22 protein-coding genes and 1 pseudogene are annotated in these 25944 nt (G+C 39.9%); 18 read left to right on the plus strand and 5 right to left on the minus strand.

The window, feature by feature from the left end:
- The first annotated feature begins 26 nt into the window (after positions 1–26).
- Positions 27–545 (plus strand): TetR/AcrR family transcriptional regulator, encoded by a 519-nt coding sequence (locus K5Q29_RS00625; RefSeq protein WP_105212506.1) that lies wholly within the window; start codon positions 27–29, stop codon positions 543–545.
- A 9-nt stretch (positions 546–554) separates the two neighbouring features.
- Entirely contained in the window at positions 555–1109 is a 555-nt protein-coding gene (locus tag K5Q29_RS00630) for a class I SAM-dependent methyltransferase (RefSeq protein ID WP_002942863.1), read from the plus strand.
- Between the two features lie 15 nt (positions 1110–1124).
- On the opposite strand, the gene K5Q29_RS00635 is transcribed toward K5Q29_RS00630, so the two are convergent.
- On the minus strand, positions 1125–1904 hold the full coding sequence (locus K5Q29_RS00635; protein ID WP_044765597.1) for an ABC transporter ATP-binding protein: 780 nt from the start codon (positions 1902–1904) through the stop codon (positions 1125–1127).
- 132 nt (positions 1905–2036) lie between these two features.
- Between K5Q29_RS00635 and K5Q29_RS00640 the strand changes: the two genes are divergently transcribed.
- From K5Q29_RS00640 to K5Q29_RS00650, 3 genes are all read left to right on the plus strand, one after another.
- Positions 2037–3374 carry a hemolysin family protein gene (locus tag K5Q29_RS00640; RefSeq protein WP_002942867.1) on the plus strand — a complete coding sequence of 446 codons (1338 nt, stop codon included), beginning with the start codon at positions 2037–2039 and terminating at the stop codon, positions 3372–3374.
- 120 nt (positions 3375–3494) lie between these two features.
- Positions 3495–4286, plus strand: a complete 792-nt coding sequence (pflA, locus tag K5Q29_RS00645) for a pyruvate formate-lyase-activating protein (protein WP_012027587.1) — start codon at positions 3495–3497, stop codon at positions 4284–4286.
- A gap of 21 nt (positions 4287–4307) precedes the next feature.
- Positions 4308–5450, plus strand: a complete 1143-nt coding sequence (locus K5Q29_RS00650) for a glycoside hydrolase family 3 protein (RefSeq protein WP_105139534.1) — start codon at positions 4308–4310, stop codon at positions 5448–5450.
- Between the two features lie 41 nt (positions 5451–5491).
- On the opposite strand, the gene K5Q29_RS00655 is transcribed toward K5Q29_RS00650, so the two are convergent.
- Positions 5492–6334: a VOC family protein gene (locus K5Q29_RS00655; RefSeq protein ID WP_105139535.1), complete on the minus strand. Its 843-nt coding sequence runs from the start codon at positions 6332–6334 to the stop codon at positions 5492–5494.
- A gap of 142 nt (positions 6335–6476) precedes the next feature.
- Here K5Q29_RS00655 and K5Q29_RS00660 point away from each other — a divergent pair, with 142 nt between their 5' ends.
- The gene (locus tag K5Q29_RS00660) at positions 6477–6824 is read left to right on the plus strand and encodes a helix-turn-helix domain-containing protein (protein WP_105139536.1); all 348 of its coding nucleotides are present in this window, start codon (positions 6477–6479) and stop codon (positions 6822–6824) included.
- A 24-nt stretch (positions 6825–6848) separates the two neighbouring features.
- Here the strand turns inward: K5Q29_RS00660 and K5Q29_RS00665 are convergent, their stop codons facing one another.
- Complete coding sequence (locus tag K5Q29_RS00665) at positions 6849–8546, minus strand: M3 family oligoendopeptidase (protein WP_105139537.1); 1698 nt, start codon at positions 8544–8546, stop codon at positions 6849–6851.
- A gap of 137 nt (positions 8547–8683) precedes the next feature.
- On the opposite strand from K5Q29_RS00665, the gene K5Q29_RS00670 reads away from it, so the two are divergent.
- The 4 genes and pseudogenes from K5Q29_RS00670 (at position 8684) to K5Q29_RS00685 (ending at position 16821) form a co-directional block, all read left to right on the plus strand.
- Entirely contained in the window at positions 8684–9619 is a 936-nt protein-coding gene (locus K5Q29_RS00670) for a manganese-dependent inorganic pyrophosphatase (protein WP_024384619.1), read from the plus strand.
- A 213-nt stretch (positions 9620–9832) separates the two neighbouring features.
- A pseudogene (tnpA, locus tag K5Q29_RS00675) lies at positions 9833–10305 on the plus strand (IS200/IS605 family transposase).
- A 631-nt stretch (positions 10306–10936) separates the two neighbouring features.
- A complete protein-coding gene (locus tag K5Q29_RS00680) occupies positions 10937–13117 on the plus strand; it encodes a YSIRK-type signal peptide-containing protein (RefSeq protein WP_221876857.1) in 2181 nt (726 codons plus the stop codon).
- A gap of 569 nt (positions 13118–13686) precedes the next feature.
- Positions 13687–16821 carry a serum opacification factor gene (locus K5Q29_RS00685; protein WP_221876858.1) on the plus strand — a complete coding sequence of 1045 codons (3135 nt, stop codon included), beginning with the start codon at positions 13687–13689 and terminating at the stop codon, positions 16819–16821.
- Positions 16822–17269: 448 nt separating this feature from the next.
- Here the strand turns inward: K5Q29_RS00685 and K5Q29_RS00690 are convergent, their stop codons facing one another.
- Entirely contained in the window at positions 17270–17971 is a 702-nt protein-coding gene (locus K5Q29_RS00690; RefSeq protein ID WP_105139539.1) for a CPBP family intramembrane glutamic endopeptidase, read from the minus strand.
- 231 nt (positions 17972–18202) lie between these two features.
- Here K5Q29_RS00690 and K5Q29_RS00695 point away from each other — a divergent pair, with 231 nt between their 5' ends.
- The 3 genes from K5Q29_RS00695 to K5Q29_RS00705 all read left to right on the plus strand — a co-directional run bounded on the left by K5Q29_RS00695 (position 18203) and on the right by K5Q29_RS00705 (position 20966).
- Positions 18203–18853, plus strand: a complete 651-nt coding sequence (locus K5Q29_RS00695; protein ID WP_044679156.1) for a response regulator transcription factor — start codon at positions 18203–18205, stop codon at positions 18851–18853.
- A gap of 1 nt (position 18854) precedes the next feature.
- The gene (locus K5Q29_RS00700; protein ID WP_105139540.1) at positions 18855–20243 is read left to right on the plus strand and encodes a HAMP domain-containing sensor histidine kinase; all 1389 of its coding nucleotides are present in this window, start codon (positions 18855–18857) and stop codon (positions 20241–20243) included.
- Between the two features lie 171 nt (positions 20244–20414).
- The gene (locus K5Q29_RS00705) at positions 20415–20966 is read left to right on the plus strand and encodes an isoprenylcysteine carboxyl methyltransferase family protein (RefSeq protein ID WP_024400287.1); all 552 of its coding nucleotides are present in this window, start codon (positions 20415–20417) and stop codon (positions 20964–20966) included.
- A 208-nt stretch (positions 20967–21174) separates the two neighbouring features.
- On the opposite strand, the gene K5Q29_RS00710 is transcribed toward K5Q29_RS00705, so the two are convergent.
- Positions 21175–22083, minus strand: coding sequence for a neutral zinc metallopeptidase (locus K5Q29_RS00710; protein WP_105139541.1), 909 nt, complete (start codon positions 22081–22083; stop codon positions 21175–21177).
- Positions 22084–22307: 224 nt separating this feature from the next.
- Here K5Q29_RS00710 and xseA point away from each other — a divergent pair, with 224 nt between their 5' ends.
- From xseA to K5Q29_RS00735, 5 genes are read left to right on the plus strand one after another with little or no spacing between them, the layout of a single operon-like run.
- A complete protein-coding gene (gene xseA / locus K5Q29_RS00715; RefSeq protein WP_105139542.1) occupies positions 22308–23651 on the plus strand; it encodes an exodeoxyribonuclease VII large subunit in 1344 nt (447 codons plus the stop codon).
- Positions 23626–23841 (plus strand): exodeoxyribonuclease VII small subunit, encoded by a 216-nt coding sequence (locus tag K5Q29_RS00720; RefSeq protein WP_002936269.1) that lies wholly within the window; start codon positions 23626–23628, stop codon positions 23839–23841. Before xseA ends, K5Q29_RS00720 begins: the two co-directional genes overlap by 26 nt.
- The gene (locus tag K5Q29_RS00725) at positions 23841–24710 is read left to right on the plus strand and encodes a polyprenyl synthetase family protein (RefSeq protein WP_105139543.1); all 870 of its coding nucleotides are present in this window, start codon (positions 23841–23843) and stop codon (positions 24708–24710) included. Before K5Q29_RS00720 ends, K5Q29_RS00725 begins: the two co-directional genes overlap by 1 nt.
- A complete protein-coding gene (locus K5Q29_RS00730) occupies positions 24703–25524 on the plus strand; it encodes a TlyA family RNA methyltransferase (RefSeq protein ID WP_044758511.1) in 822 nt (273 codons plus the stop codon). Before K5Q29_RS00725 ends, K5Q29_RS00730 begins: the two co-directional genes overlap by 8 nt.
- On the plus strand, positions 25517–25942 hold the full coding sequence (locus tag K5Q29_RS00735) for an arginine repressor (RefSeq protein ID WP_002936261.1): 426 nt from the start codon (positions 25517–25519) through the stop codon (positions 25940–25942). Before K5Q29_RS00730 ends, K5Q29_RS00735 begins: the two co-directional genes overlap by 8 nt.
- Positions 25943–25944 lie beyond the last annotated feature (2 nt).

The following is a 25944-nucleotide window of genomic DNA, read 5'->3' on the forward strand; positions in this document are numbered from 1 at the left end:
AACAAATTGTTTGAAATGTACGAAAAATGGATAGACGAATTGCAAAAACCAAAAGAGCTATTTTTCAGGCTTTTTTGACCTTATTAAATGATAAGGGCTATGACCATATGCGCGTGCAGGATGTCATTGACTTGGCAGATGTGGGGCGTTCCACTTTCTATGCCCACTATGAAAGTAAAGAGGCTCTTTTGGAAGAACTTTGTCATGACCTCTTTCACCACTTATTTACAGGTCGTGAAGATGCGGATGTGAAGACCTTGTTGGTTCATATTTTCAAACACTTTCGGACCAATCAAGATCGTGTTGCCAGCCTTTTGTTGTCCCGCAATGCCTATTTTCTAAGAGAACTGGAAGCGGAGTTGAAACACGACATTTTTCCAAAAGTGGCTGAAGATTACATGCAGGATAAGAGAAATCTTCCAGAGGATTTGCTGGTGCATTTTGTTGTGACGACTTTTGTGGAGACGGTCAGCTGGTGGTTGCAGCAACGCAAAAAGGTGGACGAAGCCACCTTGACCGATTATTATGTAAGATTATTAACTTAAGGAGAGAACATGCTTAGACCTTTGCACATGGCCCATGCCTTTTTAGATGAGATATTAACAGACCAGGACCTAGCGGTCGATGCGACGATGGGAAATGGTCATGACACGCTATTTTTAGCCCAACGAGCAGGAAAAGTTGTGGCCTTTGATATTCAGGAACAAGCCCTGACCACAACGGCTGAAAAACTAGAAAAAGCTGGCTTGACCAATGCCCAATTGGTTTTGACAGGACACGAAAACCTAGACCAGTATGTGGAGGAATGCAAGGCAGCCATTTTCAATCTGGGCTATCTTCCTTCGGCGGATAAGTCAGTCATCACCCTGCCTGCAACCACCCTTCAAGCTATTGAAAAAGTTCTTGACCGACTGGTTGTTGGGGGGCGCCTAGCCATCATGGTTTACTATGGTCACGAGGGCGGTGCTCTTGAGAAGGATGCAGTCTTAGATTTTATCAGCCAGTTAGACCAGACCGTCTTTACCGCCATGCTCTACAAACCGCTCAACCAAGTCAATACCCCACCATTTTTGGTGATGGTGGAACGATTAAAATCCAGCTCAAACTAGGGCTGGATTTGTTTTTTATAATATCGGCTTAATGAACAATCTTCCCTCACCCAAGTCAATCAATTCCACCTGATTACCATAAAAATCGCTGAGGAGCTCAGGTGTCAGGATGTCTTCTTTGGGTCCCTGTGCCAATACCATGCCATCTTTGAGCAGGAGGACATGGGTGAAATTATCAGTGATTTCCTCGGCGTGATGGGTGACGTAGATAATGGCAGGAGCCGTTGGGAGTTGGCAGATGTAGTCAATGTGGTGGAGCAGGCGTTCGCGAGCCAAAAGGTCTAAGCCCACAGTAGCCTCGTCCAAAATCAAAATAGCAGGCTCTTCCATCAAACTGCGAGCAATTAGCAGGAGTTGGCGTTCACCTTGTGACAAACTAGCATAGGTCCGACCAATCAAGTGCTCAGCCTTAATGGTTTTGAGCATGTCTATGGCTTCATCCAATTCAGCTTGACCGTATTCACGGTAGAGGATGGAGGATTTGTACTTTCCAGTCAGGACAATCTGCTCAGCTGTTAAATCAATGGGAAAGCGTTCGGCAAGGAAAGAACCAACAACCCCAATCTTAGTGCGTAGGCTAGGAATATCTCCCTTGCCAAACTCCACTCCAAGAACCGTCAAGTCACCAGAGGTCTTCCAAAATTCAGCCATTAAAATACGAAGGAGGGTTGACTTTCCAGCCCCATTTAGCCCTAAAATAGCCCAACGCTCGCCTTTTCTAAATTCCCAGTTGATGTCTTCTAAAATAGTTTTACCTTGTCGTTTATAGTGGACATTCTTCATCGAAATAATCATAGTTGTTCTCCTATTCCTTTTGATTATTGTAACATAAACAGACATGAGGGACTATTTATAACAAGAAATATGTTAATTTTTAGAATTTATGGTATAATGGAAATGTTATAAATTTTATTATAGGAGAACATCATGGAAGACCCTGGTAGTCAGACCATCTATTTACAACTGTTAATTTTATTCTTATTGACCCTGTTCAATGCCTTCTTTTCAGCCTCTGAAATGGCGCTTGTTTCTCTAAATCGTTCAAGAGTAGAACAAAAGGCCGCAGACGGTGAGAAGAAATATATTCGCTTGCTTCAAGTTTTAGAGAATCCTAACAATTTTCTATCAACCATTCAGGTCGGTATTACCTTCATCTCCATCCTTTCAGGTGCCAGTTTGGCTAATGATTTGGGAGCTGTATTTGCCAAATGGATGGGGAATTCAACAACAGCGCAAACTGCAGGATACTGGCTTGCACTGGCTATGTTGACTTTCGTTTCAATCGTTCTTGGTGAATTGTACCCTAAGCGGATTGCCATGAATATGAAGGAAAATCTGGCAGTAGTCACTGCACCTGTGATTATTTTCCTTGGAAAAATTGTGAGTCCGTTCGTGTGGTTATTATCAGCTGCAACGAATCTTATCAGCCGTATTACTCCTATGAATTTTGATGATGCGGATGAGCAGATGACACGGGATGAAATTGAATATATTTTGACAAAGAGTGAGAAAACCTTAGATGCCGAAGAAATCGAAATGCTTCAAGGGGTGTTCTCTTTAGATGAGCTGATGGCACGTGAAGTAATGGTTCCCCGTACGGATGCTTTCATGGTGGATATTGAGGATGATACAGCAACCATTATGGCAGCTATCCTCAAGCAGAATTTTTCACGTATCCCTGTTTATGATGGCGATAAGGACAATATCATTGGTCTGATTCATACCAAGAAAATCTTGTCAGAAGCTTTCAGTAATGGCTTTGACAATCTCAACATCCGCCGCATTATGCAGGAGCCTCTCTTCGTTCCAGAAACGATTTTCGTGGATGATTTGTTGACATCATTGAGAAATACCCAAAATCAAATGGCCATCTTGTTAGATGAGTATGGTGGAGTTGCAGGTCTCGTTACCTTGGAAGATTTGCTGGAAGAAATTGTCGGGGAAATCGATGATGAGACCGATAAGACAGAAATTTTTGTCCGAGAAATTGCTGACAACACTTATATCGTCCAAGGAAATATGACCTTAAATGACTTCAATGAGCATTTTGAGATGGAGTTGGAAAGTGATAACGTTGATACGATTGCTGGTTATTATCTGACAGGGGTCGGTACCATTCCGAGCCAAGACGAGAAGGTTTCCTTTGAAGTAGATAGTAAAGATCACCATCTAGTTCTTATTAACGATAAGGTAAAAAATGGTCGCGTAACAAAATTAAAACTCTTGATTACACCACTGGAGAAAGAAGAAACCGATAAGGACTAGGGCAACCTAGTCTTTTAGCTTTCTTCTTACGGAAGATGATAGTTATGAAAGAAAGAAAGTAAATGATAGAAGCGTTTTCATTTTTGTGATATACTAGTCTTATAAAATGATGAGGATGAGATGATGACAGAAATTGATTATCGTAAAGTGACAGGTTTGGTTCATTCAACAGAGAGTTTTGGTTCGGTTGATGGCCCAGGGGTACGTTTTGTAGTCTTTATGCAGGGCTGTCACATGCGTTGCCAGTATTGCCATAACCCAGATACTTGGGATCTGGTCAATCCAGCAGCGACTGAGAGAACGGCAGAAGATGTCTTGAATGAAGCCCTGCGTTTTCGTATGTTTTGGGGAAAAGAAGGGGGTATTACCGTTTCAGGTGGTGAAGCAACCATCCAGATTGATTTTTTAATTGCTCTGTTTACCCTTGCAAAAGAAAAAGGGATTCACACTACTTTGGATACCTGTGCGTTGACTTTCCGTAAGACAGAGCGCTACTTAGAAAAATATAGCCGGCTTATGGAAGTAACAGACTTGGTGCTCCTTGATATTAAGGAAATGAATCCTGAGCAACACCGCATTGTGACAGGTCATAGTAACAAGACTATTTTAGAATGTGCTCAATATCTATCAGACATTGGTAAGCCTGTTTGGATTCGTCATGTCCTGGTACCGAATTTGACTGACCGAGATGAGGACTTGATTGAACTTGGTAAGTTTGTTAAAACATTAAAAAATGTCGAACGTTTTGAGGTGTTACCTTATCACAATCTTGGTGAATTTAAGTGGCGTGAGTTGGGCAGACCCTATCCACTAGAGGGGACTAAGCCCCCAACGAAGGCTCGAGTGGAAAATGCAAAGGCATTGATGGAGACAGAAACCTATCAGGAGTACTTGAATAGAATTAAGGGATAATAGTGAAGAGGTCGGAGATTGATGCGGAAAAGATTTAATGTGTTAGGGACAAGTATCACTTGTCTCTTGTTTATTGGGCTTATGCTAGGCTTGTTCTTTTTGGGAGATCGAATACAAAAGGAGCAAACCAAAGTTGCAACGACATCATCTAGCCAAGAAATATCTGCTAGGGACAAAGTGATTGCAAATTATCTAGATCAAATGACCTTAGAAGAAAAGGTCGGACAGATGATTTTTGCTCGGATGCCATCTGCAGGACAAACTGAGGCATTGGAAACCTATCATTTTGGGGGCTATATCTTATTTGCAAGTGATTTTGAAGGTAAGACACTGGAGCAAGTTAAAGAAGAGATTGCTTCTTATCAATCACTTTCAAAAGTGCCGCTATTAATGGCTTCAGATGAGGAAGGTGGGACGGTAACGAGGATTAGTCAACTTCTGGAAACACCTTTTGCATCACCCTTGGAACTGTACCAAGCTGGCGGCATTGAGGCGATTTTGTCGGATGCCAAGCAGAAGACCAGTCTTTTAAAGGAAGAGGGAATCTATGCAGGATTCTTCCCAGTTGCGGATTTGTCCACCGATCCATCATCTTTTATCTACGATAGGACTATTGGACAGGATGCGAAAACCACTTCAGACTATATTGGTCAATTGGTTTCATTGTTGAAAGAGGAACAATTTGCTTCGACCTTGAAGCATTTCCCGGGTTATGGGGATAATGCGGATTCGCATACGGATTTGGTCTATGACAATCGTAGTTTAGAAGAATTGCGTGCCAATGATTTTCTTCCCTTTAAAGCTGGTATTGAGGCGGGTGCAGACTCTATCATGGTTAGCCACAATATTGTATCTGCCATTGATGATGTTCCATCATCCATTTCACCTGAAATCAATAAAATCCTTCGGAATGAGCTTGGTTTTGAGGGTGTCATTATGACGGATGATTTTGATATGCAAGGCTTGGTCCAATTTGTAGATCAAGATACAGGTGCCTTGCAGACCATTCAAGCTGGAACAGATATGATATTGTCTTCAAGTTATGCCAGTCAAATTCCTTATATTATCGAACAAGTAAAGGCAGGAACTATTACAGAGGGGCGGATTGACCAATCCGTCAAACGGATTTTGGGAATGAAATACGATCTTGGCTTAATCAAATAAACAAAGAAAAGGAAGTGCTCAGGCATTTCCCTTTCTTATTTCTATTCTAAGATGAATTTGGTTTTGATACCGTCTATATCAACAAAGGCTGCGCTATTGTCTAGTCTTTGAAGATTTAGGTTTGCAGCAATGGCACGATTCAAGGTTGCTTCAAAAGCTTCTGGATTGGAATAGATGAGCGTATAGTAGGCAAGTCCTGGCATGCCTTCTTGTCTGGTTTTCAGATTTTTTCCTCCCCATTCATTGACAGCTAGGTGGTGATGGTAGTCGCCTGAGGCTAACCAGGATGCAGATGGGACGGAGAATTTATCCTCGATAGCTAGGACCTCTTGGTAAAATCGGCTAGAAGCTGCGCTTTCTCGGACAGATAGATGGACATGGCCCATGCGACTGCCAGCTGGCATCTGATAGGCTGCGTCAGCTTTTTTTCCTAAAGCATAGATCGTTTCAGCATCCATAGGCTCAGTAATGCCGACGATGCGGCCGTCTGGGCGGACATCCCAAGTGTTTTGAGGCAGGTCGCGGTAAACCTCGATGCCATTGCCTTCGGTGTCGGCTAGGTAAATGGCTTCGCTGTAACCGTGGTCGCTGGCGCCTTGGAGGGGAATCTTATTGTCGATAAAGTGGCGGAAAATGGTACCCAAGTCTTCACGGCTTGGTAGGACAATGGCCAAGTGGTAGAGGCCGTAGCTGTGGCTGACTTCGCCGTCCTGCTCTGTTTGAATCAGGCGGACAAGGGTGTTTTTTCCAACACCAAGGTCAATCTGGTTCGGGCTTTGGGAGAGAACTTGGAGCCCCAAGACTTGTTGGTAAAAGAGGCTTTGGAGTTCTAAATCGCGGACGTTGAGGGCGACATGGCCCAGTTCGAATTGGGAATTGTACATAGGAATACCTGGCTTTCTTATTCTACTCTTTTATGGTATGATTGTAGCAAATACAGTTTAAAATACAAGTACGATTTTTTTGAATAGTCACTATCTTTTTCTAAAGTAATGTGGCGATTCAAGGAAAAGAAGGAGGAGTTTGATGCCTGATTATCATACAAAAAATGTTTATGCCTGTCCTTACTTGGCAACGCAGACAGTGTTGTCAGGGAAATGGATTATTTTGTTATTGCATCATATTGAGGACGGACCGATTCGTTTTAATGAATTACATCGGCGGTTAGAAGGGATTTCCCAAGCAACCTTGACTAAGCAGCTGCGTCAATTAGAAGAAGACGGCTTAATTACTCGAAAAGTCTATGCTCAAGTTCCACCAAAGGTCGAGTATGAACTGAGCGAGATTGGGCAGGAATTTAAGTTGGTCTTGGAGCAAATCGAAACTTTTGGGGATAAATACATCAACTTTGTCAAATCAAAAAAATCTGAATGAGCTGTTCATTCAGATTTTTGCGTTTTAGAGTTCGTCATCCTTAACTGCATCTAACCAATCGGCCGCAGCTTTGGCGGTACTTTCGAGGGCACCTTCTTTGAACGGTGATTGGAGGTTTGCGGCTTCAACCACTTGCAAGAAGGACTTGGTACCGCCCAAATCACAGATGCGGATGTAGTCTTCCCAAGCATTTTCATCGTGATCTACCTGCGTACGTTTCCAGAATTGAAGGGCACAAACTTGGGCCAAGGTGTAGTCGATGTAGTAGAATGGACTAGCAAAGATATGACCTTGACGATACCAGAAGATACCGCGGTTAAGAGCTTCTGACTCAGAATAATCACGGTCTGGCAGGTAGAGGTCTTGGAGTTTTTTCCAAGTTGCCTTGCGTTCTGCAGGTGTCATTTCTGGATGTTCATAGACTTCGTGCTGGAAGTGGTCCACCAAGACACCGTAAGGCAAGAAGAGTAGGGCACTTGCCAAGTGGGTGAATTTATATTTATCGACTTGTTCCTTGAAGAAACGGTCCATCCACGGCCAAGTCATAAATTCCATAGACATGGAGTGGATTTCACAGGTTTCATAGGTTGGCCAGACAACTTCTGGACTTTGAATCCAACGAGAACGATAAACTTGGAAGGCGTGACCTGCTTCGTGGGTCAAGACATCAATATCACCGCTGGTTCCGTTGAAGTTAGAGAAGATGAATGGGCTCTTGAAGTCAGGAATATAGGTACAGTAGCCACCGCTGTTCTTGCCTGGTTTTGCAACCAAGTCCAAGAGTTCATGCTCAATCATGAAATCAAAGAACTCGCCCGTTTCAGCGGATAATTCGCGGTACATGTCTTGGGCTTGGCTGACGATAAAGTCAGGGTCACCTTGAGGAACAGCATTTCCATCCAAGTACTCAAGGTTGAGGTCGTAGTGCTTGAGGCTTGGAACTTGCAAGCGTTTGGCTTGGCGTTGACGCAAATCTTGCACAATCGGTACGATGTGTTTGAGGATTTCTTCACGGTACACCTTGACCATGTCACGATTGTAGTCGAAACGGTTCATCTTGAGGTAGCCGTATTCCACATAGTCCTTGAAGCCAAGTTTGTGGGCGATTTCCGTACGGACCTTGACCAATTCATCGTAAACACGGTCAAAATCAGCTTCCTTGCTTTCAAAGAAGGCGGTTGTGGCAGCAGAAGCAGCCTTGCGGACCTCACGGTCGGTTGATTGACCGAATGGCCCCATTTGTGCCAGGTTGTAGGTCTGTCCTTGGAACTCAATCTCTGCACCAGCAATCAGGTTACTGTACTCATCGGTCAATTCATTTTCCTTTTGGAACAAGGGAATCACATCAGATGAGAAAGTCTTGAGCTTGTTTTCTGCCTGCATGAAGAAGGTTTGAGGCAAGATGTCTGACAGCTCTTCCTTATACGGCGTCTGAACAATGACACGGTAGTAGTTGGTGGTCAATTCTTCAAAAAGTGGCGAGTATTCATTCCAAAACTTGGTTTCTTTATTGTAGAACTCATCGTTCATGTCGATAGTATGGCGAATCATCCAGAGGTTGTACTGGGTATCGACCAGGTTGAGTAATTTGGTAACAGCTGCCACAAGTGTACGAGTTGTTTCCAAATCGCTAGCCGTAGCCAACTGGTCTGTCAGGTCAGAAAATTGAGCCTTGATAGCTTCATAATCTGGACGAACATAGGTATAGTCTGAAAATTTCATATGGTTCTCCTTTTGTATTGCTACCTTCTATCTTACTCTTTTTGAAAACGTTTGGCAAATCCCGACCCGTCCATGTTCACAAGTCTTTCTATTTATGGTAAAATGTAGGAGATTATTAGAAAAATGAGGTTGTAGACATGTCTAAATTTTTAGTTTTTGGTCACCAAAATCCTGATACAGATGCCATTGCATCATCATACGGTTGGGCTCACTTGGAGCGTGAAGTGTTTGGTCGTGATGCGGAAGCAGTTGCACTTGGAACGCCAAATGAAGAAACAGCGTTTGCACTTGACTATTTTGGTGTTACTGCACCGCGCGTGGTTGAGTCTGCTAAGGCAGAAGGCGTTAGCCAAGTCATCTTGACAGACCACAATGAATTCCAACAATCAATCGCAGACATCAAAGATGTAGAAGTGGCAGCTGTTATTGACCACCACCGTGTCGCAAACTTTGAAACCGCAAATCCATTGTACATGCGTTTGGAGCCAGTAGGTTCAGCATCTTCAATCGTATACCGTGCCTTCAAAGAAAATGGTGTGACGCCTCCAAAAGAAGTAGCTGGACTTCTCCTATCAGGTTTGATTTCAGATACACTCTTACTCAAATCGCCAACTACTCATGCAACAGATCCACAAGTAGCAGCTGAATTGGCTGAAATTGCTGGTGTGAACTTGGAAGAATACGGCTTGGCACTCTTGAAAGCAGGAACCAACCTTGCCAGCAAGTCAGCAGAAGAATTGATTGACATCGACGCAAAAACCTTTGGTTTGAACGGAAATGACGTGCGTGTAGCCCAAGTCAACACAGTGGATATTGCAGAAGTCTTGGAACGCCAAGCAGAAATCGAAGCAGCTATGACTGCCGCATCAGCAGCAAATGGTTACTCTGACTTTGTTTTGATGATTACGGACATCGTTAACTCAAACTCTGAAATCCTTGCGCTCGGTAGCAACATGGACAAGGTGGAGGCAGCCTTCAACTTCAAGTTGGAAAACAACCACGCTTTCCTTGCAGGTGCCGTTTCACGTAAGAAACAAGTGGTGCCACAATTGACAGATGCTTTCAACGCCTAATGAATTTTTCCACCGACCTCGAACCTGAAGTCGGTAGAATGGTCTTACCTAGCACCTTCGGGTGCTTTTTTTATTATGACTTCGAGTCAGTTTTTCTCGTAGAGAAAAACAAGAAAACCACCAGCTATGCTGGTGGCTGACAAGGCTTTGAGCTTCCATTTCTTTTTCCTGATATAATCTCATTGTTCAGGTTAAATAAAGGAGGAAAAAGAAATGGCTAAAACCAGTTACAGTTTATCACATACCAAATGGATGTGCAAATATCACATAGTTTTCACACCTAAGTACCGGAGAAAATCTATTTACTACAAAATCAGACAGGACTTAATTGATATTTTCCGTCATCTATGTCAATACAAAGGCGTGGAAATCATTGAGGGACACATGATGCCAGACCATGTTCATATGCTTGTCTTGATACCTCCGAAACTTTCGATTTCCGATTTTATCGGATATTTGAAAAGCAAAAGTGCTCTAATGATATTTGATAAACATGCCAACTTAAAATATAAGTATGGAAATCGAAAGTTTTGGGCTAGAGGCTACTATGTTAGTACCGTTGGACTGAATGAAAAGACAGTTGCGAAATATATTCGCGAGCAGGAGAAAAATGACATTGCACTTGATTCTTGAGTGTCAAAGAGTATGAAAATCCATTTTCAGATGGCAGTTTTAGAACGAGATAAAAGCCCGTTGTTACGGGCATTAGTCAAGTAATTATAGCACTAACCTGAACGAAGTTCAGCGAACGTCTTTAGACGTCGCTGGAGAGAAACGGCTTATAGCCGGTGTACAAGCCACCCGTTTTCACGGGTGGTTATGACTGTGAGGATAATCATGTTTTATGAAGTGATAGTTAACAAAATAAACAAGTGGCATCATGACAAATAAACCCACTCTTATTTAATACTCTTCGAAAATCAAAATCAGACGTTGTTGACTTGATTTGATGAACTTCAGTTCTATCTGCATCTGCGTCGCCTAGTCTGATTTTGATTTTCATTGAGTATAAGTTGACGAATTAAAGCGAGCACTCCGAGATAAAAACAATGATCTGCATCATAGAAAAATTCAGGCGATTGTTCTTTACTTTGAATGTGCCATAACTTAGAAATTGTATTTACAAGTAATAAAAGAAAAACTGAATGACTATGAGAACCAGCAAAGTTTTTGCGAAATGTAGCATACTATTTATTACAGGCAACTGTGAAACAGATAAAAAACTAATGAAAAACAATGTTCTATGAGATGTTTTTTTTATAATTAAACTAGGACAATATGTGTCGTTAATTGTTAATACAGATATAAGGAGAAAAGATGAATAGCAAGATTTTTTCGTTGAGAAAAAGTAAGGTGGGTTTAGTTTCGGTGGCAATTGCTTTTCTATGGATTGGCACAGGGATGAATACGGAAACCGCAATGGCTGAGGAGACTGACTCTACAGCTCTTGAAACTCAATTAGAAAGCACGGAAACATCGCTTACCAATACAGTTTCGGAAAATGCTGAAGCTGAGGAAGTGACTGATGAGGTACCGAGTGAAGAAAAAAAATCGGAAGAGATGGAGGATATGGAGGAAGAACTTCCATTTATTGAAAACCATCTAGAGGTTGCTCCGATTCAAGCTGGAGATCAAACCATCTCAGGGAATACCACTCCTGGTGGATATGTAGCGATTACGATAGATGGGGAAGCCATTACTTCTATTGAGAATATTTTGGAAGCAGATGATAAGGGAGATTTTTCTTATCGGTTGAGTAAACCGCTTGCTCACAGCCAAACTGTAGAAATTAGTGCTTTGCCGAAACAGTTTTGGACTCTAGAGGCAGATTCTGAAGAGCGTAAGGTAGTGGTGAGGACTAATCGACATCCAGAGGCTTATGAAATTCCAGCAAAAAGATTAGAAAAAACACCTAATGGAATGCATCAAGTGTTCATCGAACCAGTTTTTGAACATACGAGCAAAGTTATTGGTCATACCTCTGTCAAAGGTTCAGTCTATCTATCAATAAATGGTAGTTTTGTCTCTGATAAGACACTAATTGATCCTAAAGATGGACGATTTGAGGTTACTTTTTCCGAGAGTTTAGCAGGTTCAAAATTTAAAGCAGATGATAGATTGGTTTTGTCTTTTGTATCAGAAGATGGTCAGCCGGTGATTACTAGTACCATTGTGAAACCATTGGTAAAAGAAAAAGTATCTTCACAAATGACAGTAAAACCTTTATCAAGTGCGACTTCAGTTTTGGAAGGAACTACATTTCCTTTAGGTCGAGTACATCTATACAATGCTGATACCTCAGAGTTTATCATGGAAGCTATTGCTGATGAGACAGGTCACTATAAGATTGCTTTGCCTGCCCTACAATCAGAGGATAAGTACTACAGATTGACTCACAATCAACAAGAGGATTTGATATCTGTCCATCTTGATACAGTTGATGGTTCAAGTATATTATTGGATAAATCTGTTATGGCATCTTTAGCAACTTATTTACAAGATGCAGATATGGATGAAGCGACAGATGAAGCTCCGATCATTGTACCTAAACTGCATAATAAAAAAGATTATATTGTTGGTCGAACGATACATCTTAATGCCTACGTTCGCATGGTTTCGTCAATCAAAGGAAAACAGTATCCTCCAGTTCAAGTGGACGAATTAGGATTTTTTGGCTTCCAAATTCAAGATTTACAATTGCCTTTTGAGAAAGGTGAGAGAATTCGCTTTGAAATCATTGACCCGGTTACAAATAATATCATCGCTAGTAAGGAAGAAGTTGTAGGGCAATATTTGGAAGATGAAGACGTGACGGATTTGCCATTTCAAGTAGAAAAAGTCACTACAGATCATGGTTACATCAGTGGCAAAACAGCTCCAGATGTAATGATTGAATTAGTATCAACTCAGAATGGCGAGGAGATAATTGGTAAAACTTCAACTGATTCAACCGGTCGATTTGAATTTGATTTGGGCAGTCGTGTTTTAAAAAATGGAGAAACCTTATCGTTTAGAGCGTTTGATAAAGAAGGTGAACAGGTAGCTTGGGAAGTTGTAACGGTTCAAAAAGGAAATGGTCACCGCATTAATAAACCAGATAAAAAGGACGAGAAGGAAGAGCAACCTAGCAAAGAAATTACCAAAAATATCGAACAATCAGACACACTTGAACAAACTACTTTGCCACCTGTGCGCCAAACGCTGACTGACAAAAAAGTAGAGCAAAAAGCAGAGACATCAAAAGAAGAAACGGTTTCTATTTTTGATGATTCGAAAAAAGATATGCCTACTAAGCAAGAGAAAATGGCTCGTACTGTAAGAGACGAAGGGACAAAAGGAAACGTATCTGCGAGAACCAACTCACATGATAGTGGTGAGAATACCCAAGTTCAAAGTTTGCCTAAGACCGGTGAAAAAACGAGCTTGGTTGCCAATATAATGTTATCAATCGTATTATTCTTATTTGCTCTATTTATTGGCAAGAAAAAGATTGAGTAAAAGGTGATGACAAAGCTCTCTCAAAATTTCATTTGCGACAGATGAGAGGCATTGTGTAGCTTTAAATTAAAAGAGTTAAAATTTTTCTTTCAATGAATTATTTGCTTATAGAGGTGAAAGTAGAGTTTGAAGACTCATTGCAATATTTATTACTTGTATAAATGTGTGTGATAACAGACTCAAAGACCAATTATCATTTTTTGAATAGAACAAACATAAACAAACGATAGAGAAAAAACAAATTCTGTTTTTAAATTATATGGTAGAATGGATTATGTAGTAATAGACTCGCACATTTTGTGATATGGTCATTGTTAATGATAAATAGGAACTTTGAGTTGTAATCATGCTTGCTTGACTTGATAGGTGAAGTAAGCAGTTAACAGAAGGACTTAGGCACCTTATGAATACACAAGGTGCCTATTCTTTTCCCAAAAGCTCTACGCTTGTTGAACAAAATGATACTAAAGTTATTTACCATTGACATCCATACTTCCTTTTTTGAAAATACCTAAAGAAGGGCGAAAATACATTCTAAATTTAATAGAGAACAAGGAGAAGGTATCATAATGAATCATCCAAAATTCACTTTGAGGAAGCTATCAATTGGACTTGTTTCGCTAGGAGCGGGGGTAGCTTTATCGGGAACGCTCTATCCCCAAAATACTGTGACAGTATATGCAGAAACACCTACTTTAGAAAAAAATGCGGAGACAGATAGCACTTCTCCGATTATGCCTACTGCCGTCGTTGAAGACTCTAAAGTTGTCCAAGCTAATGAAAACAAGGAAGGAGAGGTGGCTGACTCCTCTTCTACTTTAGACTTACCAAAATCGAATGCAGAATCTGCTTCTCCTGAGGCGTTGACGAATGAAAACGCTTCAGAATTAGAAGTGAAAGTTGCTGAAAACACTAGTGCTTCTGAAGAAAAAGCAACAGAAAAAGAAGAACCAGCCGTTCAGTATGTGGAGAAAGAAGTAGATGATTATTCTACTAAGGTTGAAAAACCAACTGAAACAGTATCTAGTACAGTGGACAAAACTCCTAAAGAGCTTTTTACAGTTTCTCGAACAGCAGAAGTAGGGCAAGATGGAGTTGTCACAGTAACAACTCAAATTGTACCGAAAGAAATTGACAAGGGCGCAGAAATAGTTGTCTTGGTGGATACATCTAAAAAAATGGATGAAGATGCTAAAAAAACAGCTAAAGATAACATTATAAAGCTTGTCGAAAAGATGACTGTCCCAACCAATGATTATAATTCTCGTAACTCTGTGCGTGTAATCGGTTTCAATCGCAAGTTGTCTGAAGCTCAAGAGGTTAACAGTACTAATGTAGAAACTACGGTTGAGAAACTTTTCACTGATGCTGAACAAAATTACAATTGGGGCGTAGATATGCAGGGAGCAATCCACGAAGCACGTCGCATTTTAGAAAGCGAGAACTCGGGGAAACGCAAACATATTGTACTTCTGTCACAAGGGGAGTCTACATTTAGTTATGATTTGACGGATGCTGCGAAAACAGAACCTAAATATAAGACAATTGATGAAGATAAAGTGGTGCATACGAACCCTCTATTGCCTTGGCCATTTACATTTGATGTGACTGTTCGCAGAGCAAATTTGTTAAAAGATGCCAAGAGCTTGATTGAATTCTTGAATAAATTGGGAATTACAAGGTTTAATGAGGCATTAGATGGAGTATCTACTGTAGCAGGTTTAACTGACTTTATTGGAAAGTTTTTCAGAAACCCGTTAGACTATATTGACTTAGCTGATATTGATAGCTCCAAATTAGAAGAACAAAAATTCAATTATGAGAAACAAATTGGTGAGGGGTACCATTTCCGTAGCTTTTATGAACGTAAACTTGATCCATTACCATTTAAAGACGCTATTGTAAAGAAAATAAAGGATAATTTAAAAAAAGAATTAGATAAGGCTGCATTGCCTACAAATACTCTCAGTTATATCGGTAAAAAGCTTGGTTTGACAAATACCTCTGAAAAAACAATTGATTTATTTGCAAATACCCTCGTTGATTATATTTTCTACGGTCGAAAAAATGTCTTTTACAATCATAACCTCTCTGCTCAGGCAGAAGCAAAGATTGCTACTGAGAAAGGGATTCATTTCTACGCTGTTGATGTGACCAAAGACAAAGCTGGCGAAGAAAAGAATAAATTTGATGAATACTTGAAAAAAATGTCTGGGGATAAGGGCGAGTTTTTAAATATTGATAAGAATGTTGCAGAAAAATTTAAAGATGTACTGACTAAAGTGACATTGGTAGATACTATAGAAAATGATGCTGAAATTATAGGAGAATTAAGTCATCCAAAAGCAAAGCTTACAACTCCGTCCACTTCTTTTTGGGGTTTATCGTGGTTTTCTAGCTCGAAAAAAACGATTACCTTGGATCTTAATAAAGCTGATTTAATCAAGGCTTATCAAACTAACGAACCAATTTCTTTAACTTATCAGTTAAAATATAAAGGTAAGAAAAACAGCAATTCTCAAAAACTTGTAAGTACAGAGATTAGTCATGAGATTAATGATAAAGTTGGAAAGAAAGTGTATTCATCCCTAAAAGTGTCTCTTAACCATGAAACTAAGAAAGTTTTGGTTCCTGTTCCTATTGAGCCAAAAGACACAGATAAGGTAGTAGATAAGCCAACAGGTATATCAAAAGTAGAAAATATGACCCCTATGGTGACACCTGAAATACCTAAACAGACAGAACCAAAGGTTCCAGAAGCAACCCAACCGATGAAACCAATTGAAAATGATGGTATAGACAAACCAGAGTTGGTTATTCCAAAAGCAACGGACAATATTATTACTCCAGACTCAGCTCTTCCAATGCAACCAGACTCAACAACTCCGAAAACAACGGACAATATTATTATTCCAAATCCCACTCTTCCAATGAAGCCAGAAACAGCTGAAGAGACCGAAAAAACGGAAATTAATGTTGAGCTAGAATCACCTAAGCCTATCGAAGACTCAACCGATGATTCAGCAAATAAACCAGACTCAACAACTCCGAAAGCAACGGACAATATTATTATTCCAAATTCCACTTTTCCAATGAAGCCAGAATCACCTAAGATTATCGAAGACTCAACCGATGATTCAGCAAATAAATCAGACTCAACAATTCCGAAAGCAACGGACAATATTATTATTCCAAATCCCACTCTTCCAATGAAGCCAGATTCACCTGAAGAGACTGAAAAAACAGGAAATAATGTTGAACCAGAATTGTCTAAGCCTATCGAAGATACAGACAGTTCAGCAGGTACACAAAAATTGGATATTCCAAAAGTAATGGATACCCCAGATTTGTCTCGCCCAATGAAACCAGAGTCAACTGAAGAGATTGGTAAAGCAGAAAATAGTGATACCCCAGATTCTTCTAAGACTATTAAAGATTCAGATAACTCTGCTCCAATTTCTACTATCAAGGATAAAGTGAATGCCGAAACGGTGGCAAATCAGGTAGAGCTTGCTATGAATCAGAAATCACGTCCTTCTGAAAATATGGAGAAAGTATCCAGTGTGAATCGTTCAAACGAGAAGTCAAACTCGCTTCCATCTACTGGACAAGCTGATTCTCCAATCTATACGTTAACTGCCCTCTCTCTTCTTGTAGGAGCTCAGGTACTTTATCGTACAAAACGTAAGCAAGAATCGAAGTAAATGTTGGTCGTGTAATTTCTACTTGTATATACATATGGTTAATAGAGTAGAGATTATGCCTATAATAGTGATTGAATTGTTTTACCCTCCGTACAGATCCAAGTTTTAGGCAATCTTTGGAGATTGAATATAAGACGAGCCATTCGCAATAGCTGTAGAGGCTGGACTGGGAATGTAGATATACTAGGCTAGATGAAATATTGGTATGGATTCTGAGAAGTATAGTTGGGTATAAACATAAATTTCAATAAAAATATTGAGATAAGTCATATAGTAAAACGCATAAAATCAACGTTCTTAGCAACATGATTTTATGCGTTTTTTTGCTCCCTTTTCTCTAAATTACATAAAATAAACCACCCGTTTCACGGGTGGTCATGACTAGTAGGGGTCCACTCAGTCTTTGGTGATATGAGGATAGCTTGTGTTCAAATTATCTGTTAGATAACTAGTATAGAATATATGATAGAATAGTTAAACCGATAACATCAGCCACAGCATGTGCTAGGAAAAATGGTAATAAATTTTTAGGTTTTATTTTTTGATAAAGTAGATAGAAAATAGTTCCTAGAATTAAGCCTAAACCGAGTGCACTAATTAAACCTTGATAGGTATGGAAACTGCATCGAATGATTAATGAATATAAAAATGCCCATTTTGCATATTTAGGGTTAACCAGTAAGCACAGGTTAAGGAAGAAAATTTCTTCATAAAATCCGTTCAACAATGAGTACAAAATCAGTGATAAATCGATGTTAGGAAATAGTTGAAACATGGATGGAGTATTGGAAGCTAGAAACTGATAGGATACTAGATGATAGATATCCAAGCATAATGCAGAGAAAATGAATAAGGCAACAGCTTGTAATGGAACCCAAGGAGTAATAAAAATATGTTTTTTCCAAATTGAGAAATCAAAATTTCGGAGTAATAGATAGAAGATGGCTATTGTGAGCCAAACTAACTGTAGAGCCAAAGCCTTATAATTATCCATTGGTGAAAATGTCAAATTTTCTTGAAGAGTTGTAGTTTGATTTTGTAAGGCTATGTATTGGAGAGTAGAGTTGATAATCCCATCTCCAAATAAAATAATTGTTAGAATGAGAATATCAAACCATTTTAATACGGTTAATTTTTTTGAACTCCACATAATGGGATAGCTCCTTTCATTTCTGTTTAGTTCAGTTTATCAAACTAACCTATATATGTCCTTGGTTTTATCTGTTTTTTATCTGTTTTAAACAAAAGAAGTCCAAAGAAAGCTGAAATAGCAGAACATGTTGCTCTATTTATCTATGATAGAGTTGCACCATTGTACGAATCGGTATATAATTGAAGTATAATAATATTTTATAATAGAACTTTACGAGGAGGTATAAAAATGTCAAGGATCTTGGTTGTCGAGGATGACATAGTTATTAGTCAAGTTGTTTGCGAGTTTTTAAAAGAACATGGTTATCAGGTAGAATCTGTTTTTGATGGAAAGGTTGCTTTAGAAAGGTTTCAAGAAGAACAATTCGATTTAATTGTTTTAGATATCATGATTCCGTCTATGACAGGTTTGGAAGTACTGAAGGAAATTCGCAAAACTTCTCAGGTTCCAATTTTGATGCTGACAGCCATGGGTGACGAATATACACAGCTTATTAGTTTTAATCAGATTATAAGTGATTATGTTGTTAAGCCTTTTTCACCAACTATATTGGTAAAACGGATTGAGAATATTTTAAGAGGAAAAGGAGATACAGATACCATCGAAATAGGAACAATTCTTATTCAACCAACTAGCGGAGCAGTTTATATGGAAGAAGAAGAAGTTCAATTGACGAAAAAAGAATATGAAGTTTTACTATATTTAGCTAAGCGACGTGGGAAAATTGTTAGTCGTGATAACTTGATGATGGGAATATGGGGATATACGGAATTGGATAGCCGTGTCTTAGATAATCATATCAAAAATATACGTAAGAAATTGCCGTCACTTCCTTTGAAGACAGTAGTTGGTCGTGGTTATCAAATAGAGGATACTTGATATGGGGATTGCTAGAAAAAATTTCCTAGTTGTTGCTGTGATGATTTCTTTCATCTCTGTAACATTGTTAGGGTTATTGTATTATGCCATGCCTATATATTATAATCAGGTTAAGAAACAGGAATTGAGACGCGATTATATGACTGTGGCTAAACAATTGGATGGGATGCCAGAAGCTAAGATTATATCTGAGATTGATGATTTCGACAGAAAAACTCCGAATATTATTATTAGTCTTTTTTCGAGTGATAGAGAAATTATTTATCCAGACCCCAATGATGAAATGGCTAAAAAGCATGAGAACGAGTATTTAGAAAATGGGGATTTTGATGAAATTGGTTCTTGGGGAGCCGAGATAACATCTGCAGAAGGAGTTACATATTATCTGTTATTTAATTATGGATTCCACTCATTATCGGATGTCAGTCAAACATTGGTAACTTTTTATCCATTCATATTGCTGTTGATTATTGTTCTGGCAGTTTCGGTAGCTTTTGTTTACAGTAGACTGTCCACTCGTAGAATAGCAAGAATTTCAGAAACAACAAGACGAATGCAATCGTTAGAGTCTGGAATCAGTTGTGCTGTTGTAGGAACTGATGAAATAACAACATTGGCTCAGGATATTAACAGCCTGTATAGCAAGTTATTGTCAAGTATCGATGAATTAAGAACGGAAAATGAACGCGCTATGGCACGTGAGAAGGAGAAGTCTGATTTCCTTCGTATCACATCACACGAATTAAAAACTCCAATAGCTAGTATGTTGGGGTTAGTTGAAGGCATGATTTATAATGTGGGGCCATTTAAGGACCATGATACATATTTAAAAAAATGCAAGGAAATCTTGCAGGAACAATCTGAGTTAGTTCATTCTATTTTAGAAGCGACAAATCTTGATATGGCTTTAAAGGAAAGTAGGGAACAAATCCGATTAGATCAGTTGATTGATTCCTCTTTAACAAGTTATCAGAGTTTGGCAGAGGTTAAGGGCTATCAATTTGAAGTAGAGCTATCACCGATTCTCATTGAAGGAAATCCTGTTTATTTCTTAAAAGCTATTAAGAATATTTTAGATAATGCCTTTCGGTACTCATGTAAAGAGGCTATTATTCGTGTAGTACTACGCCAAAATCAATTAATAATCGAAAATCAGGTTGAACGTGTTTTAAGTGACGAGGAATTGGATCAAGTCTTTCGTCCATTTTATCGTCCAGACTACAGCCGTGATAAGAAAGATGGTGGCACAGGGATTGGTTTGTTTATTGTACAGAAAATATTAGAAAAACACGGCTTTCCGTACACTTTTTATGCTTCTGATACACAAACTATGCGTTTTATGATTCATTTGCAATCACAAATTACAGCGAATAGCAATGAATTGATATAGGTAAAATTACAATAAAAGAGACATGATTTCATCCATTTTTGAAAACAGGTCTCTTTTATTGTAGTCTCAAATGGAAAATAGGAAAAAAACAGGAGAGGAATAGAATGGCGACAGTCTAACTTTGTATAATGAATGTGTTTGATAAAATCTGTTAAAACACAGGAGGGATTTATGATTGTTTTTTTGGTTATTTGTATTTTTTTAGTAAGAATCTATTTTTTGAAGATTTCAATTAAAAACGAAAAACGGATTTTGAAAAACGGCGGTTCAGAATTTGGTGTTCAAAATACTAAATTATTAACAGTTGTACATATTTTATTTTATTTATCATGTTTGATTGAAGCAGTAGTGCGACACACCAAGTTTGATACGCTTAGTAGCTTAGGTTTGATATTCTTGCTGTTTTCAATGGGAATGTTATTTTGGGTAACACGATTGTTAGGTGATATTTGGACAGTTAAGCTCATGTTGGTAAAAGATCATCGTTTTGTTGATCATTGGTTGTTTCGTGTTGTAAAGCATCCTAACTATTTCCTAAATATTATACCAGAATTAATCGGTTTAGCTTTATTGTGTCATGCAACATATAGTTTTCTCATCTTATTCCCAGTCTACATGGTTATCTTATACAGACGTATTCACGAGGAAAATAACTTGTTGAAAACAGTGATTATTCCAAACGGAACTGTGCAGTCTGCATCAGAGATAACTGGAAGTAATTAAAGTTTGCTAAATAATAATAGTGATATTGTTTGAAACTAGGATACCGCTCTAATTAGAGTTGATGAGTAAGTTTACATGATTCAGTTTTCATATTTAAAAGTGGTACCATATGTATAAATTTGCTTCTGTCAGTTGTATATTATAAAGAAACTCTTGCAAAAGTGTATGTTGCAAGAGTTTCTTTATTGCTACGAGAGGCTATGGATGTTTACGGTTTCTCTACGGAGAATGTATCGGCGTGAGCAAGGTCACCATAGGTATAACCGAGATTAAACCATTTTTTCCTTTGCTCAGAAGTACCGTGGGTAAAACTGTCTGGAACGGTACGGCCGTAGGCTTCCTGTTGAAGAGTATCGTCACCAACTGCATGGGCAGCATTCATAGCTTCGTCAATATCACCAGCATCCAAGATGCCTTGTCCATCAACATATTTGGCCCAGGCTCCTGCATAATAGTCAGCTTGCAATTCTAGGCGAACATTTAGCGCATTGCCTTCCTTATCGGATAGTTGAGCCCGTTTTTGATGGTAAGCCCCAAGAACTTCTAATTCATTTTGAACATGGTGACCAACTTCATGAGCGATGACATAAGCCATGGCAAAGTCACCAGCAGCCTTATACTTGCTAGATAATTCTTGGTAGAAAGAAGTATCAATATAAATCTTGCGGTCAGCAGAGCAATAGAATGGACCGGCTTGGGCGGAACCAACTCCACATCCGGTTTGGGTCTGGTTAGTATAGAAAACCATAGTCGGTGCATTGTAGGTTAAACCATTGGCTTTAAATTCTTGGGCCCAAAAATCTTCTGTCGATCCTAAAACCTTACTCATGAATTCAGCATCTGCATCAGATACATCTGTACCAGTCGTTGTGACTTGACTCGATTGGTAAGGATTAGTCCCTGTTGATGGGGAAAGCAGCCCGCCAAGATTTGACATGCCTCCGAAGGCTAATAAAAGGACAAGAACAAGTAGTTTTCCTTTCCAACCAAGTCGTGAAAAGAGTAGTCCCAATAGGACATTCCCGCCAGATGAACCAGACGAGAAAGATGAGTTAGAACTGGATTGTCCCCTGCGGTCCTCAATATTAGAACTTTTTCGTAAATCATCAATTTTCATATAAATCTCCTTAGAATCTGTATAATGATTCTTAGAACCCGTATTCACAAGTAAAGTGTTTTTACGCATTAGACTGTGAATCCAAGTTCTTATATTCTTACAAACTATTATATAGCAAATTGTTGAAAAAAACACAGGAAAGCTATCGGAAATAATAGGCCTAGTTCTGTATAAAAGTGCAAAATTTGGTATAATAGTAGGGATACAATATAGAAGGAGTGGACATGGTTGAATATTTATCGGTTAGTCATCTAACTAAGTATTTAAAATTAAAGTTTGACCGCGATCCGTATTTGGAAAAGGTGTATTTGACAGGTCAAGTGTCCAACTTCCGTAAACGCCCTAGCCATCAATATTTTTCGCTCAAGGATGACAAGGCGGTCATCCAAGCGACCATGTGGGCAGGCGTCTATAAGAATCTGGGCTTTGAGCTTGAAGAGGGAATGAAAATCAATGTCATCGGGCGCATTCAGCTCTATGAACCAAATGGTTCTTATTCCATTGTCATTGAAAAAGCTGAGCCAGATGGTATTGGAGCCTTGGCTATCAAGTTTGAACAGCTCAAACAAGCTCTGACACAGGAAGGTTTATTTAAAGAAGAATTCAAACAGACCCTCCCTCGGTTTACCAAGAAAATCGGTGTTATTACCAGTCCGAGTGGAGCTGTTATTCAGGATATTATTACAACCGTTAGCCGACGTTTTCCAGGCGTAGAGATTGTTCTCTATCCGACCAAGGTGCAAGGAGATGGTGCTGCTCAGGAGGTTGTTGCCAATATTCAAAGAGCCAATGAACGGGATGACTTAGATGTTCTCATCGTTGGTCGTGGTGGTGGTTCTATCGAAGACCTTTGGGCATTCAATGAGGAAATTGTGGTTCGGGCAATTTTTGAATCCAGAATTCCTATTATCTCAAGTGTTGGGCATGAAACCGATACGACCTTGGCTGATTTTGTAGCAGATAAACGAGCTGCTACCCCAACAGCTGCCGCAGAATTAGCCACACCTGTGACCAAGGCAGACTTACTGGGCTACCTCAATCAGCAGGAAAATAGAGCCTATCAGGCCATGACAAATCGTTTGAAATTCCTGAGAGGTCAGCTTGAAAAAATTAGCCGGTCAGTCATGTTCCGCCAGCCTGAACGCCTGTATGATGGTTATTTACAAAAATTAGACCGCTTGACCAATCAATTGCAGACACGGATGAAAGAACTCTACAGCCAGCAGAAACAGGCTAGTCTTCTACTACAGCAACGATTACAAGGTGTGCATCCAGGTCGTAAAGTAGAGAGTTTCCAAGAGAGAATTATCCAGCAGGAACGACTCTTGAAGAGCAACATGGCCAATATCTATGATAATAAGATGGCCAAGGCGGATAAGCTGATTGAGGCCTTGACCATGCTGGATACCAGTCGCATCGTGGCCCGTGGCTACGCCATGATTCGTCAAGATGGTCGGGTGATTGATAGTGTAGAAAATGTACAAATGGGTGAAAACCTAACCATCCAGATGAAGGATGGTCAACTTGATGTGGAGGTAAAACATGTCCAAACAGACGAAAACATTTGAAGAAAACTTAGCTGAATTAGAAGGAATCGTAACCAAATTGGAGCGAGGCGATGTGGCTCTGGAAGAAGCACTTGCTGAGTTTCAAAAAGGAATGGTCCTATCGAAAGACCTACAAAAGACACTAGCAGAAGCTGAAAAGACCTTGGTCAAGGTCATGCAGGCGGATGGCAGTGAAGCGGAGATGGACTAATGGTTGCCAGTAAATTGCAGCGACTTGAGGAAGCCATGGCAGACTTTTACCAACCTCAGGTAGCAGAACGCCTCAACCAATCGGTTCTTTATTCGCTACAGGCTGGCGGGAAACGAATCCGTCCCTTGCTTTTATTGACCATCTTAGAGTCCTTTGGGATGGAATTAAAACAAGCTCATTACCAAGTGGCAGCATGTGTCGAGTTGATCCATACGGGAAGTTTGATTCACGATGACCTGCCTGCTATGGATAATGATGATTACCGTCGTGGTCGCTTGACCAACCACAAGGTTTACGATGAAGCAACAGCTATTTTAGCAGGGGACAGTCTCTTTCTAGATCCATTTGGTTTCCTAGCCCAAGTTGATTTACCAGCTGAGACCATCCTTGCTCTCGTGAGAGAGCTTTCCCAGGCATCTGGGACCTTTGGAATGGTTGCTGGTCAAGTATTGGATATGGCTGGTGAAGGGCAGAAACAGACCTTAGAGCAATTACAAGCCATTCATGCCAATAAGACAGGGAAATTATTGACCTTTCCCTTTGTAGCAGCAGGTTTGATTGCAGGACAATCGAATGCGGTCATCAACCATTTGCGACAAGCAGGTCAATTAGTTGGTCTAGCCTTTCAAGTTCGGGATGATATTTTGGATGTGACAGCCACTTTTGAGGAAATCGGAAAAACTCCCCAAAAAGATGTAGTGGCTGAGAAGTCTACCTACCCTGCTCTGATGGGCTTGGAGGCCTCAAAAGTATTTCTAGAAGATAGTTTGAATCAAGCAAGCAGTGAGCTAAATCAAGTGGCTAAACAAGTCCCATTTTCAACAGAAAAAATCAAAGAAATCATAGAAAGTTTACGAATCAATGGCTAAGGAAAGAGTAGATGTACTAGCTTTTAAACAGGGGCTTTTCGAGACGCGGGAGCAGGCCAAACGTGGCGTCATGGCTGGACTGGTTGTGTCGGTCATCAATGGCGAACGTTATGACAAACCCGGCGAGAAGATTGATGAGGGAATTGAACTCAAACTCAAGGGGGAAAAACTCAAGTATGTCAGCCGTGGTGGTCTCAAATTGGAGAAAGCCTTGCAGGTTTTCCAATTATCAGTTGAGGGTCAAACGACGATTGATATTGGGGCTTCGACAGGCGGATTTACGGATGTTATGTTGCAGGCTGGTGCCAAGCAGGTCTACGCTGTGGATGTAGGGACCAATCAACTCGCTTGGAAATTACGTCAGGATGAGCGTGTGATCAGCATGGAACAGTACAATTTCCGCTATGCTGAGTTGGGAGATTTCGAACTTGGTCAACCAAGTTTTGCGTCCATTGATGTCAGCTTTATCTCATTGAGTCTGATTTTACCAGCACTCCATCGTATTTTAGCGGAGGGCGGCCAGGTTGTTGCCCTTGTCAAACCTCAATTCGAGGCTGGACGTGAACAGATTGGGAAAAATGGCATTGTCAAAGATAAATCCGTTCACTTGAAAGTATTGGAAGAAGTGACAAAAATGGCCGTGGAAACAGGCTTCTCAGTGAAAGCCCTTAGCTTTTCCCCTGTTCAAGGCGGTCATGGCAATATCGAATTTTTAGCGCACTTAGAAAAATCAACACAACCAAACCAGATTGATAAAGAGGTCATAACAACTACAGTCTATCAAGCACATGAGGAATTTAAAAAGGATGAATAAACGAGAACGATTAGAAGTCATTAAAGATTTGGTAGTCCGATTTCCTATTGATACACAGGAAGAAATTGTTGAACGTCTAGAAGCAATGGGTGTCAATGCGACACAAGCAACGGTTTCACGTGATATCAAGGAACTTGGCATTATTAAGGTTCCATCAGCAGATAAGGGATATATTTACGGTTTACCAAAGGCAGGTCTTGTTAAGGTAAAATCGCAGAATGTTTTTGAAGTCTCAGTGATGGATAAAATGATTAATCTCCGTCTGGTACCCGGAAGTTCTGCTGTGGTAAAACGCCAGATTTTGGAACAATTTCAAGAACATGTTTTTTCAGTGATTGCTGATGATGACAGTATTCTGCTCATTGTTACAAACGAAGGTATTATTTCGCAAATCGAACAGACGGTTAGAGGGTGGTAGCC

Source organism: Streptococcus sp. 2018037, assembly GCF_019754195.1.
Lineage (GTDB): Bacteria > Bacillota > Bacilli > Lactobacillales > Streptococcaceae > Streptococcus > Streptococcus hashimotonensis.